The sequence below is a fragment of the Tetragenococcus solitarius NBRC 100494 genome (assembly GCF_001544195.1).
GTDB classification, from domain to species: Bacteria; Bacillota; Bacilli; order Lactobacillales; family Enterococcaceae; genus Tetragenococcus; species Tetragenococcus solitarius.
In genome coordinates this window covers 36630-48995 of record NZ_BCPY01000015.1, presented here as the reverse complement: position 1 = coordinate 48995, position 12366 = coordinate 36630, and the positions used below count along the sequence as shown (strand labels likewise).

The following is a 12366-nucleotide window of genomic DNA, read 5'->3' as shown; positions in this document are numbered from 1 at the left end:
AAAAAAAGCATAACAATCTTAGAAAAAAATTCAATAACTTATAAAAATAAGCAGCAAGATCTATCCTTTTTTAATATGTTTCACCAATATAATTCATATATTTTTAACTTTTAATAGTAGTTACATCAAAAACAAACCATAGTAATAGGAGATCTATGTAAGATTTTGCAATTAAATAACTATAAAACTGGAAATATTTGAACGTAATACTTGCCCCAGCTTTGATATGTTGCACCGCCATCGTCTTTCTCATAAATACGCTTTCTAATTTGAAAGTTTTTTTTAATATCATGTCCAAGATTTTTTAGAACTATTCGTAAAACAAGCGTTCTTTAAGCACAATAAAAAAAGAGTACCCCAGGTCCAGGATACCCTCTAAGAGCTGATAAATCAGCGTTTCTATTATTCGCCAGCGTTGGCGTCTTTGAAGCCATATTTCTTGTTGAAACGGTCCACTGCACCGTCTGCTTGTGTGAATTTTTGACGTCCAGTATAGAATGGGTGTGAATCAGAAGTTACTTCAACACGGATAACTGGGTAAGTATTTCCGTCTTCCCACTCAATAGTTTCTTCAGAATTTTTTGTTGAACCTGACAAGAATTTAAAGCCGGTTGTTGAGTCCATAAATACAACTGGATGATACTCTGGATGAATGTTTTGTCTCATATTATTTCTCTCCTTTGCCCTGAGATATTTGCTAAATCAGAGTTATTTCTTTACAACATGTAACATGTTAACATGTTTCGTTGTTGGTTGCAATTATCTAATTTAAAATAATTTTGCTTTGTCTATTTAAAAAGCTTATCTTCTCATGTTTCTTTTTGGTTTCTTATCTGTAAATGAAACATCATGGAACGAATCGAGAAATTCCTGATTCGTTTTAGTTTTCTTCAAAAAACTGATGAATTGTTCGGTATATTCTAACGAATCTCCCAGCATGTTATTCCGCAAGCGCCAAGTCTCTTCTAATTGTTCTGGGCTCATCAATAGTTCTTCTTTACGAGTGCTCGAGCGTTTCAGATCAATCGCTGGGAAAATGCGTCGTTCTGCTAATTGGCGGGATAGATGCATTTCCATATTGCCGGTTCCTTTAAATTCTTCATAAATCACATCATCCATTCGGCTGCCTGTATCCACTAAAGCTGTAGCTAGGATAGTCAAGCTGCCGCCTTCTTCGATATTTCTAGCTGCTCCAAAGAACTTTTTAGGTTTATATAAAGCCGCCGGATCGATCCCACCGCTTAATGTGCGACCACTTGGTGGTACAACCAAGTTATAGGCTCTGGCTAAACGAGTAATACTATCCATTAAAATAACAACATCGCGCTTATCTTCTACTAAACGCATTGCCCGCTCTAAAACTAATTCTGAAACACGGGTATGATTATTCGGTTGTAAGTCAAAAGTTGAATAAACCACTTCTCCATCTACACTTCGTTCTAGATCTGTCACTTCTTCAGGACGTTCATCAATTAATAAAACAATAAGTTCTACATCTGGATAATTTTCTGTAATCCCATTGGCTACTTCTTTTAAAATACTGGTTTTCCCCGCTTTAGGAGGGGCTACAATCAATCCGCGCTGCCCAAAGCCAACTGGCGAGAATAAATCCATGATTCGGGTGGAAGTCCGTCCCGGCGTTGTTTCTAAAGTAAAAGGCTTTTCTGGATAAAGCGCAGTTAATGCCGGAAAGTGTGGACGTTTTTTCGCTTCTTCGGGATCTTTTCCGTTGACACTTTCCACATGCATTAGGCCATAATAACGCTCAGATTCCTTAGGAGGACGCGCTTTACCGGCCACTTTATCGCCATTTCGTAAACTAAAACGACGTATTTGTGAATTTGAAATATAAATATCTTCTGCACTCGGTCCGTAGTTGATTGGACGTAAAAAGCCGTAGCTATCTTGTGAGATGATATCTAGAATTCCTTCCATATAGAAGAACCCTTGTTTTTCCGCTTGAGCCCGAATCACAGCTAGTGAGAGTTCTTTTTTATTCATTTGACTATAATATGAAATTTTAAAACTTCGAGCATAATTATAGATTTCTTTTAGCGTCATATTATCTAATTCCGCCATCGTTAAATAATCGCTCATTTTGTCTCCTCTACCATTTCTATATCGGATCCTAATTTTGTTAATTTTTCAATAATGTGATCGTAACCTCGTAAAATATATTCCACTGAACGAATCGTTGTTGTCCCTTGAGCCATTAAACCAGCAATAACCAAACAAGCACCTGCTCGCAAATCAGAAGCCTCAACTTCTGCGCCGTGCAATTGACTTGGGCCATTGACGATCATAGTACTTCCTTCAATTGAAGCATTCGCTCCCATACGTACTAATTCTGGAATATGATTCATTCGTTTAGAATAAATAGTATCAATCACTTCAGAAGAACCATTGGCTTGTAATAACAGCGGTGTAATTGGTTGTTGCAAGTCAGTCGGCAGTCCTGGATAAGGATAAGTTTTCACTGTCACTGCTTGTAAATTCTGAGTTTTAGGCACATAGATTGAATCTTCCGTAATCTCTAGTTCTACACCAATTTCTTCTAATTTAGAAAGATAACTATCTAAATGCTCGTAAATAACGTTTTTAATTTTAATTCCTTCACCGTAAGCCGCCGCCAAGGCCAAATAAGTTCCTGCTTCGATGCGGTCAGGGATAATTGCATGTCTGCAACCATGTAAATTTTCGACCCCTTCAATACGAATTTCATCCGTACCGGCTCCACGGATTTTTGCACCCATATTATTCAATAATGTAGCTACATCTATAATCTCTGGTTCGCGAGCAGCATTTTCGATCACTGTGCGTCCTTTGGCCTTTACTGCAGCTAACATAATGTTAATAGTTGCACCTATAGAAACCATATCTAGAAAAATCCGGTCACCTTGTAACCCATCTTTTGTGGTACGTAAATACATCGCACCATGTTCATTTGTAACCTGTGCTCCTAAAGTTTCAAAACCTTTGATATGTAAATTAATGGGACGCGGCCCTAAGTCACAACCACCCGGCAGCCCAACAACACCTTCGCCGAATTTTCCCAATAAAGCACCCATGAAATAATAAGAAGCACGTAAGCTATTAATTTTTCCGCTTGGCATTGGAACTGAGACGATGTGAGTAGGATCAATTTCTAGTTGATTGTTTTCAAAAGTTGTTTTAACGCCCATGATTTCGAGGATTTCAATTAAAGAATGGACATCTTGGATATCGGGAACTCCTTCTAAAATAACGGGAGAATCCGCTAAAATTGCGGCGGGGATTAAAGCAACAGCACTATTTTTAGCGCCACTAATCGTTACTTCACCTGATAATGGTTGCCCGCCGTGAATGACAAATTTTTTCATTTATTTTCACCTATTAATTATTATTTGATATATACGCATTTATTCTACCATAACAGAAGACTTGAAAAAAGCCAAAAAAACTCACGGATCCCTAATAAGATCCGTGAGACCTATTGAAAGAACGGCTTATGCTTTGTCAGCTGAACCGAACCAATCAATATGGTTTTTAGCTTCTTTAATAATCGCTTCTTTACCAGGCGCTAATAATTTACGTGGGTCAAAGCCTTTTCCTTGTTGGTCTTTGCCTTCTTCAATATACTGGCGAGTAGCTTTAGCAAATGCAATTTGGAATTCTGTGTTTACATTAACCTTTGAAATTCCCATTGTAATTGCTTTTTCGATTTGATCTTGGGGGATACCAGAACCACCATGAAGTACCAAAGGAACATCTTTACCTACAGCATCTGTGATTGCTTGCAAGTGATCAAAGTCTAAACCTTTCCAGTTTTCAGGGTAAACACCGTGAATATTTCCAATACCACAAGCTAAAAAGTCAATTCCTGTATTAACCATTTGAATACATTCGTCGATATCCGCTAATTCACCTGTACCCACAATACCGTCTTCTTCACCGCCGATTGTTCCTACTTCACATTCAACCGACATGCCTTTTGCATGCGCTCTTTTAACAACATCTTTCGTTTTTGCCAAGTTTTCTTCAAAAGGAAGAGATGAACCATCAAACATTACTGAAGTATATCCAGCTTCGATACATTCTAATGCATGTTCATATTCACCGTGGTCTAAATGAAGAACAACAGGGACGGTAATGTTCATTGAATCAATTAAGTTATTTACCATATCAACAACTAATTTGTAACCGCCCATGTATTTAGCAGCGCCCATAGAAGTTTGAATTAATACGGGTGCATTTTTTTCTTGCGCAGATTGAAGGATCGCTTGCGTCCATTCTAAGTTGTTTGTATTGTACGCACCAATTGCATATCCACCTTTACGAGCTGCCTTAAAGATTTCTGATCCTGATACTAATGGCATAATAGTTTCCTCCTAAGTTTTAAATAAACGTTTTTTGTTAAGCTTTGCTTAACCAACACCCTTATTTTAGCAAATTATTAAAACTTTTTCTACTAAATCTAGAGGATTCTGTCGAATTTCCAACTTTTTCGCGTCATAAAAGCCAAATTAAAGGAAAATTTTCAGAAAAAATTTCTTACTGTAATATTGAACGAGCATTATTTGCGCTTTATATTGTTCGTTCAACTATTGATTGAACACTACTTCTACTTGACGTTGTTCGTTCAGCTATTGATTGAACATTACTTCTACTTTTCATTGTTCGTTCAGCCATTGATTGAACACTACTTCTACTTGACGTTGTTTGTTCAGCTATTGATTGAACATTACTTCTACTTTTCATTGTTCGTTCAACTATTGATTGAACACTACTTCTACTTGGCGTTGTTCGTTTAACAGCAAAAAACCTCGAAAAGGCTACTTTTCGAGGTTTACTTTTTAATCTTGTTCTTTCGTTTCTAATGCAGCTTCGACAAAACCCCGAATCAATCTTTGCGGACGATTAGGGCGCGAAATTAATTCTGGATGGAACTGGCAGCCTACAAAAAATTTATTTTCAGGAACTTCCACGATTTCTACCAAATGATTGTCTGGAGAAACTCCTGAAAAGACCATTCCATTTTCCTTAAAAACCTCACGGAAACCATTATTAAATTCATAGCGATGACGATGGCGTTCTTGTACCACTTCTTCTTGGTAAGCTTGTGCTGTTTTTGTCCCTTTTTGAATTTTACAAGGGTAAAGTCCTAGACGCAATGTGCCCCCCATATCTTCTACGCCTTCTTGGTCTGTCATAAGGTCAATCACATTGTATGGCGTTTCTGGATCTCTTTCCGTGGTGTTGGCACCTTCTAAACCAATAACATTTCTGGCAAATTCTACACAAGCCATTTGCATCCCTAAACAGATTCCTAAAAACGGAATATCATTTTCGCGAGCATAGCGGATAGTTTCGATCTTTCCTTCAATACCGCGATCGCCAAAACCACCAGGAACTAAAATTCCATCGACATTGCCCAACGCGTCAACAACATTTTCAGCTGTAATTTCCGCTGAATTAATAAGTTTTACGTCAATATCTGAATCATAATAAAAACCTGAATGTTTTAAAGCTTCGATGACAGAAATATAAGCATCCGGTAGCTCAACGTATTTACCGACAATTGCAATCCGGACAGTTTTCTTCAAGTTCAGTACACGGTCTACTAATCCTTGCCATTCGGTCATATCAGCTTCTGGCGCTTCTAAATGCAAGCGGTCTAAAACGATTTGATCCATTTTTTGTTTTTGCAAGTTTAATGGAATCGAGTAAAGCGTGTCTACATCAAGCGATTCGATGACGGCTTCTGGCGCAACATCACAAAACTGTGCTAATTTATTTTTCATCCCTTGAGAAATAGGTTCTTCAGTTCGTACCACTAAAATATTTGGTCGAATTCCCAAACCACGTAGTTCTTTTACACTATGCTGTGTTGGTTTGGTTTTCATCTCTCCGGCTGCTTTTAAATAAGGAATTAATGTTGTATGAATGTAAAGAACATTATCTGCACCGACGTCTGATTTCATTTGGCGTAAGGCTTCTAGAAAAGGTAAGGATTCAATATCGCCCACTGTACCGCCAACTTCGGTAATAATAACATCGGAGTCGGTCATGTTGGCCGCACGCATAATTTTTTCTTTAATCTCATTTGTAATATGCGGAATCACTTGAACAGTGGCTCCTAGATATTCGCCCTTTCTTTCCTTGCGAATCACTTCAGAGTAGATTTTCCCTGTAGTTACATTGGAGTATTGGTTTAAATTAATATCAATAAACCGTTCATAGTGTCCTAAGTCCAAATCTGTTTCCGCACCATCGTCAGTGACAAATACCTCGCCATGTTGATAAGGACTCATTGTTCCTGGATCCACATTAATGTACGGATCAAACTTTTGGATTGTTACTTTTAATCCTCGATTTTTCAATAAGCGACCCAAAGAAGCCGCCACAATTCCCTTTCCAATAGACGAAACAACGCCGCCAGTGACAAAAATGTATTTGGTCATAATAAAAACTCCTTATCTTTTTTTCAGGTGCTGAATTTAGAAATAAAAGAAAACTCCCTATTCAACTTGAATAGGGAGCCTAATTTTTCTAAAACGTTCCTAGCTCTTTTTCATATAAGAGCGCCCAAGCAAAATATTACCTTGTTCGTTTTAGAAAGTCAATCGTTTAAATAATTTTTATTAATAAAGTTCTAAATATTGTTCTCGTTCCCACTCTGATACAGTTTGTCTAAAAGCAGCCCACTCCATCTGTTTGGCTTCAATAAAGTTTTCATAAATGTGTGAACCTAATGCCTCTAGAATTACTGAGTCATTTTTTAATTCCTTTAAGGCGTTATGAAGAGTCGAAGGTAAATCAAAAATTTGCGCTTTTTCTCGTTCATCTTCAGTCATCACATAAATATTACGATCGACCCCTTCAGGAGGCACCAGTTCATTTTGAATTCCATCTAAACCAGCTTCAAGCAAAGCAGCTAGTGCCAAATAAGGATTAGCAGAAGGATCGACTGAACGCAATTCTAAACGCGTCGATAAACCGCGAGAAGAAGGCACACGGATTAATGGGGAACGATTATGACCGGACCAGGCAACATGTACTGGAGCTTCATAACCAGGTACTAAACGCTTGTAAGAATTAACTGTCGGATCACAAACTGCAGTATAGGCCCGTGCATGTTTAATTAAACCAGCTAAAAATTGGTAAGCTGTTTGACTTAATTCTAATTCACCATTTTCGTCATAAAAGGCATTTTCGTTGCCTTTAAATAAAGACATATTACAATGCATACCCGACCCAGCAATGCCTTCCATCGGCTTTGGCATAAAAGTCGCATGCAAATCGTATTTTCTAGCAATCGTTTTAACTACTAATTTAAATGTTTGAATACTATCACAAGCATCAATGGCATCTGCGTATTTAAAATCAATTTCATGCTGCCCAGGAGCTGCTTCATGATGAGAAGCTTCCACTTCAAAACCTAATTTTTCTAATTCCAAAACAATATCGCGTCGGCAGTTTTCTCCTAAATCCATCGGAGCAAAATCAAAATATCCTCCATGATCATTTAGGTTTTTAGTGATCTTTCTATCTTGGTCTAATTGGAATAAGAAAAATTCTGGCTCAGGGCCCAATTCAAAAGAAGTAAATCCTAATTCCTGCATGTGGCACAAAACACGTTTTAAATTTCCTCTTGGATCTCCAGCAAAAGGAGTGCCATCTGCATTGTAAATATCACAAATTAAACGTGCAACTTTGCCGTGTTCAGCTTCCCAGGGAAAGATCATCCAAGTGGTTAAATCAGGATATAAATACATATCACTTTCTTCGATCCGTACGAATCCTTCAATAGAAGAACCATCAAACATCATCTTTTGGTCCAGTACTTTATCCATCTGACTGATTGGTACTTCCACGTTTTTTATCATACCACTAACATCGGTAAACATTAAACGTAAAAAACGAACGTTTTCTTCGCGGGCAATTTCCTTAATCTGTTCTGTAGTGTAGTCTACTTTTGGCATATTGTTTTCCTTTCTTTTTTACAGTTTGTATTCAAAGATTTATACATATTTTGTAGCCTATAGCTTAGGGCGATTTGTATCAAATGGATTTTTTGGATTAAGCCCTCCTTGGGATAAGATCTCGTCGTAAAAAATACGGCGAACATCCTTATCGGTAAGTGGTTTTTTGTTTCTTGCTTTTTTCTCTTCTTCTTTTTGCATCTTGTACACACGTTTGATGCCAGCCATATTCAACCCATCTGAAAGATAATCTTTGATTTCCAACAACACGTCAATATCGTTTAAGGAATATAAGCGTCGGTTGCCTTCACTTCTTTCAGGATGAATCAAATCTTGTTCTTCATAGTAACGGATTTGGCGTGCACTTAAATCCGTCAGTTTTATAACTGTACCAATTGGAAAAACAGACATGGAACGACGCAGCTCTTTTTCACTCATACGCTTACTCCTCTTTCCTTAAGTTGCTCCACCTACTTTGAAACTATACCAATTTATAAAATTTCTGTCAACAGTTTATGTAAGAAAAGCTCACACAAAAAAGTAGTCAGAATTTCCTCCGACCACTTCTACTTTGTTTGATTCATATGTGTAATAGCAAAAGAGTTCTCTTTAGCAAAGCCTTTTACTATATACTCTTGCTTTTTTTCTTCAAAATCGGTCGAAACGACTAAGGTATTTTGTTTCAACTGCTCTAATAAACGACCTTCATCCGGCGCCAACACTAATGTATAAGGCTGTAATTGTTCCATCATAATCGATTTAATCGCCTCAACTAACTGATCTTTGCTAGCAGGATCCTTCGCTGAAAGTAAAACATTCGGAAATAATGTCGGTACAAATGAATCTTTTTCAATTAAATCTGCCTTGTTATAAACAACCAATACAGGAATTTGTCGCAACTGCAATTCATCCATTGATTCTATCACTGTTTGTTCCTGTTGCTGCCGATTCTTGGCCGAAGCATCAATCACATGTAACAATAAATCCATGTTTTGACTTTCTTCTAAAGTAGAATGAAAAGCATCCACTAATTGTGTAGGTAAGTCTTGTATAAATCCGACCGTATCTGTAATGGTCACTTCAAATCCTTCAGGTAGACGCCACTTTTTCGTTAACGGATCTAAAGTAGCAAACAGTTGGTCTTTTTCATAGGTATCCGCACTTGTTAATAAATTTAATAGTGTTGATTTACCTGAGTTGGTATAACCCACTAAACCAATTTGATAGACTTGTTGCTCATTACGTTGTTGACGTGTCCGCTTGCGATGAGCCTCCACTTCTTTTAACTCGCGACGGATACTTGTCATTTTTTTACGAATTAAACGGCGGTCTGTTTCTAATTTCGTTTCACCAGGACCTCTAGTCCCAATTCCACCGCCTAAACGAGATAAGGTCTTTCCTTGACCAATAATACGAGGAAAAGAATATTCCAATTGTGCCAGTTCCACTTGCAGCTTCCCTTCTTTGGAACGTGCACGTTGAGCGAAAATATCCAAAATTAATTGAATACGATCAATTGTTGGTGTCTCTAATGCTTCTTCAATTAATTGTCCTTGTCTAGGTGTTAATTCATGATTAAAAATTACCAAATCAATTTCAGATACTTCGATTAATTCCTGTAATTCTTGCAATTTTCCTTTACCAATAATTGTCTGGTGATCAAATTGATCGCGATTTTGTCTGATAGAAGAAACGACCTTTCCATTTGCCGTTTGTGCTAAGTTTTCTAATTCTTCCATAGATTCTTCAAAGGTATGAAAATTTTCTGGGGTCTGGACACCCACTAGTACCACTCGTTCTGTTTTAGCCATAATTCACCTCCAACCAGTTAGCGACTTCTGTTTTTACTTTAGATACTGCTTCAGGGTCTTGGAGTAAATCGAACCAATGAAAACACATTCGGTTGTTAAACCAAGTCAACTGTCTTTTAGCGTAACGCCTAGAATTTTGTTTAATAAGCGCAGCTGTTTGTTCTAATGAACGTTCTCCTGCAAAATAAGAAAAAAATTCCTTATAGCCGATTCCTTTGGCTGCTTGACTATCTGGATACTCTTTTATAAATGCTGCCTCTTCAACTAGACCTTTTTGCAACATATCATCCACACGTTTATTGATACGTTCATATAAAAGTGAGCGCTCAGTTGTTAGCCCAATCATAAAACTATCGTATAAACTCTCAGGTGTTTTTTTAGGAGCGGCAATACTTTCTCCTGTAGTTTCAATCACTTCCAAAGCACGGATCACTCTACGTTGATTATTGGCATGAATTTTTTGAGCTGCTAATGGGTCCTTTTCTTGTAATAAGGCATAAAGAGCTTGAGACCCGTTTTTTTGCGCAAAAGCTTCATACTTTTGTCGAATGGACTGATCCGTTTCTTCTTTTGTTCCTAATTGATAATCATAAAGGAGGGATTGGATGTACAACCCAGTCCCTCCAACAACAATTGGCAGATGACCTCGATGAACGATTTCTGCGATTTTTTGTCGTCCTTGTTTTTGAAAATCGGCTACCGAATAACGTTGACCGACGTCACAAATATCGATTAAATGGTGAGAAATTCTCTCTTTTTCTTGTTCAGTAACTTTAGCTGTTCCGATATCTAACTGACGATAAATTTGCATAGAATCTCCACTAATAATTTCGCCGTCGAAATACTTAGCCAACTGAATACTAAGGGCAGTCTTTCCCACAGCCGTTGGACCTGCAATCACTAATACTTTTTTCATGTCTTTTGTTGATTCTTTCTTCTTGCGGCCGATATCTCTTCAGGAAAATCTGTAAACACGCCCGCTACTTGTAATTCCATCACTTTTGTTAACGTCTCTTCGTCGTTAACTGTCCAAGGACGTACATCGATAGGATAATTCGGAACTTCCGCATCATGTTCTAAAGCCCAGTCAATTCTTGGGTGAATCCCCTTAATATATGAACGATCTAAAGCCGTAGTCGTTGCCTCTTCGGAGTTTCTCATAACTAAATCGATGCGCGTCTTAGGTTCAATTTTGTGGATTCTTTCTAGTGTATCAACGTTCAAACTACAATACCAATAAGTAAAGGGCCATTCTTGGCTAGTCATAAGACTTGAAACCTTTTCTTCAATACCAGGATATGCTTCTACATTTGTCTTAAACTCGATTTCTACAATTCCACGATAATTACGCGCAACAAGTAAATCAATCACTTCTTTTAAGGTAGGAACTTTGGTTGATTCATATTTTTCATCAAACCAACTTCCTGCATTCAGTGCCTTTATATCCGCCAGTGTTTTATCTTTAATAGCTCCCTTACCATTGGTGGTGCGATTTACCTGTTCATCATGCATGACAACTAGTTCATTATCTTTGGTTAATTGCACGTCTAGTTCAATTCCTTCTGCTCCTGCGCGGATCGCTTCAGCAAACGAAGGCAGTGTATTTTCTGGCCTTGTTCCACTAGCTCCTCTATGAGCAAAAATTTTCATTGATCTCACTCCAATCAGAGTTATTGTAACACGTATAGAAAAAATCAACAAAAAAGCGCTATGCCATAAGTACATACAATAGGAAACACTCGAATGACAATCAACAGAATTAGCTATTCTATCTTCTCTGCTGTAGCTTCAAGCAAAGCAATTAATCGCAGAAATTGTCTTTTTATTTTTCGAATGTTTTAATATCAAAAGACTTATGTCACAGCACCCTTTGGCTTATTAGAGAGGTTTGGAAAAATAAGTCAGTGGTTCATCGCTTAGCTTTTTCATTTGATTTTTCTTTTCATAAATCATTTCGGTTAATTCATCGGAAAGTTCTTCCACTAACATACGTGCACCTTTAAAGGTATACCCACCAATTTGAACGGTCTCTTCAGGGGATAAAACAACTTTACGAGTAGCGATTCTTTTAAAAAATTCATCTAAAAAATAATTAGGTAAATAAAAGCTATTTTGTGCAGCAAAAGAATGCAAATAAATATAATCGTCTACTGTAATGTAACAATCATCAAAGGCATTAAAGCTAGTATATTGTTCCATCATGATGACACGTTTATCTAAAATCTCGACTATTTTTTTATTTAATAGAACCAAAGTTTCAATTTCTTTGACTCTATGCTCTAGCATTCGCCGTTTTTCATCTTTACGTTGATCAAATCGTATACGTAAGTTAAATGCAATAGCCACAATAATTGCACCTACTAATACCCCTAATAAACCTGCGAAAAAAACTTTCATCTAACTTGCCTCCTTGTCTAAGTTTTACTGGATGAGTTTATCTTACCAAATTTTCTTCTTTATATCCAAGGTTTTATATTTGACCTTTATTGACCAAATGTGTATACTGTCAATTAGAAAAGAGATTTTGGCGTGATAAATTCGTTTTTTAATGATAAAATAGTTTTTAGACGTCAAAATTTTCTATGATTTAAAAA

General features: G+C 37.2%; 11 protein-coding genes. All 11 read right to left on the bottom strand.

Annotation, left to right across the window (positions count from 1 at the left end):
* Positions 1–402: 402 nt before the first annotated feature.
* The 11 genes from TS1_RS06165 to TS1_RS06115 all read right to left on the bottom strand — a co-directional run bounded on the left by TS1_RS06165 (position 403) and on the right by TS1_RS06115 (position 12169).
* Positions 403–666 (bottom strand): type B 50S ribosomal protein L31, encoded by a 264-nt coding sequence (locus TS1_RS06165; protein ID WP_068708880.1) that lies wholly within the window; start codon positions 664–666, stop codon positions 403–405.
* A gap of 135 nt (positions 667–801) precedes the next feature.
* Positions 802–2097 carry a transcription termination factor Rho gene (gene rho, locus TS1_RS06160; RefSeq protein ID WP_068708878.1) on the bottom strand — a complete coding sequence of 432 codons (1296 nt, stop codon included), beginning with the start codon at positions 2095–2097 and terminating at the stop codon, positions 802–804.
* Positions 2094–3359, bottom strand: a complete 1266-nt coding sequence (locus TS1_RS06155) for a UDP-N-acetylglucosamine 1-carboxyvinyltransferase (protein WP_068708876.1) — start codon at positions 3357–3359, stop codon at positions 2094–2096. The genes rho and TS1_RS06155 overlap by 4 nt, the downstream gene beginning before the upstream one ends.
* A gap of 126 nt (positions 3360–3485) precedes the next feature.
* The gene (locus TS1_RS06150) at positions 3486–4355 is read right to left on the bottom strand and encodes a class II fructose-bisphosphate aldolase (RefSeq protein WP_068708874.1); all 870 of its coding nucleotides are present in this window, start codon (positions 4353–4355) and stop codon (positions 3486–3488) included.
* Positions 4356–4832: 477 nt separating this feature from the next.
* Complete coding sequence (locus TS1_RS06145; RefSeq protein ID WP_068708872.1) at positions 4833–6440, bottom strand: CTP synthase; 1608 nt, start codon at positions 6438–6440, stop codon at positions 4833–4835.
* A 180-nt stretch (positions 6441–6620) separates the two neighbouring features.
* Positions 6621–7961 carry a type I glutamate--ammonia ligase gene (glnA, locus tag TS1_RS06140; protein WP_068708870.1) on the bottom strand — a complete coding sequence of 447 codons (1341 nt, stop codon included), beginning with the start codon at positions 7959–7961 and terminating at the stop codon, positions 6621–6623.
* Between the two features lie 57 nt (positions 7962–8018).
* Positions 8019–8399: a MerR family transcriptional regulator gene (locus TS1_RS06135; protein WP_068708868.1), complete on the bottom strand. Its 381-nt coding sequence runs from the start codon at positions 8397–8399 to the stop codon at positions 8019–8021.
* A gap of 128 nt (positions 8400–8527) precedes the next feature.
* Positions 8528–9772 carry a GTPase HflX gene (gene hflX / locus TS1_RS06130; RefSeq protein WP_068708866.1) on the bottom strand — a complete coding sequence of 415 codons (1245 nt, stop codon included), beginning with the start codon at positions 9770–9772 and terminating at the stop codon, positions 8528–8530.
* Positions 9765–10688 carry a tRNA (adenosine(37)-N6)-dimethylallyltransferase MiaA gene (miaA, locus tag TS1_RS06125; RefSeq protein ID WP_068708864.1) on the bottom strand — a complete coding sequence of 308 codons (924 nt, stop codon included), beginning with the start codon at positions 10686–10688 and terminating at the stop codon, positions 9765–9767. Before miaA ends, hflX begins: the two co-directional genes overlap by 8 nt.
* The gene (locus tag TS1_RS06120) at positions 10685–11422 is read right to left on the bottom strand and encodes a glycerophosphodiester phosphodiesterase (protein ID WP_068708862.1); all 738 of its coding nucleotides are present in this window, start codon (positions 11420–11422) and stop codon (positions 10685–10687) included. Before TS1_RS06120 ends, miaA begins: the two co-directional genes overlap by 4 nt.
* A gap of 228 nt (positions 11423–11650) precedes the next feature.
* Positions 11651–12169, bottom strand: a complete 519-nt coding sequence (locus TS1_RS06115; RefSeq protein ID WP_068708860.1) for a hypothetical protein — start codon at positions 12167–12169, stop codon at positions 11651–11653.
* Positions 12170–12366 lie beyond the last annotated feature (197 nt).

Coding starts and splice junctions, on each gene's coding strand:
- TS1_RS06165 (WP_068708880.1), bottom strand. CDS start 666: ATGAGACAAAACATTCATCCAGAGTATCATCCAGTTGTATTTATGGAC.
- rho (WP_068708878.1), bottom strand. CDS start 2,097: ATGAGCGATTATTTAACGATGGCGGAATTAGATAATATGACGCTAAAA.
- TS1_RS06155 (WP_068708876.1), bottom strand. CDS start 3,359: ATGAAAAAATTTGTCATTCACGGCGGGCAACCATTATCAGGTGAAGTA.
- TS1_RS06150 (WP_068708874.1), bottom strand. CDS start 4,355: ATGCCATTAGTATCAGGATCAGAAATCTTTAAGGCAGCTCGTAAAGGT.
- TS1_RS06145 (WP_068708872.1), bottom strand. CDS start 6,440: ATGACCAAATACATTTTTGTCACTGGCGGCGTTGTTTCGTCTATTGGA.
- glnA (WP_068708870.1), bottom strand. CDS start 7,961: ATGCCAAAAGTAGACTACACTACAGAACAGATTAAGGAAATTGCCCGC.
- TS1_RS06135 (WP_068708868.1), bottom strand. CDS start 8,399: ATGAGTGAAAAAGAGCTGCGTCGTTCCATGTCTGTTTTTCCAATTGGT.
- hflX (WP_068708866.1), bottom strand. CDS start 9,772: ATGGCTAAAACAGAACGAGTGGTACTAGTGGGTGTCCAGACCCCAGAA.
- miaA (WP_068708864.1), bottom strand. CDS start 10,688: ATGAAAAAAGTATTAGTGATTGCAGGTCCAACGGCTGTGGGAAAGACT.
- TS1_RS06120 (WP_068708862.1), bottom strand. CDS start 11,422: ATGAAAATTTTTGCTCATAGAGGAGCTAGTGGAACAAGGCCAGAAAAT.
- TS1_RS06115 (WP_068708860.1), bottom strand. CDS start 12,169: ATGAAAGTTTTTTTCGCAGGTTTATTAGGGGTATTAGTAGGTGCAATT.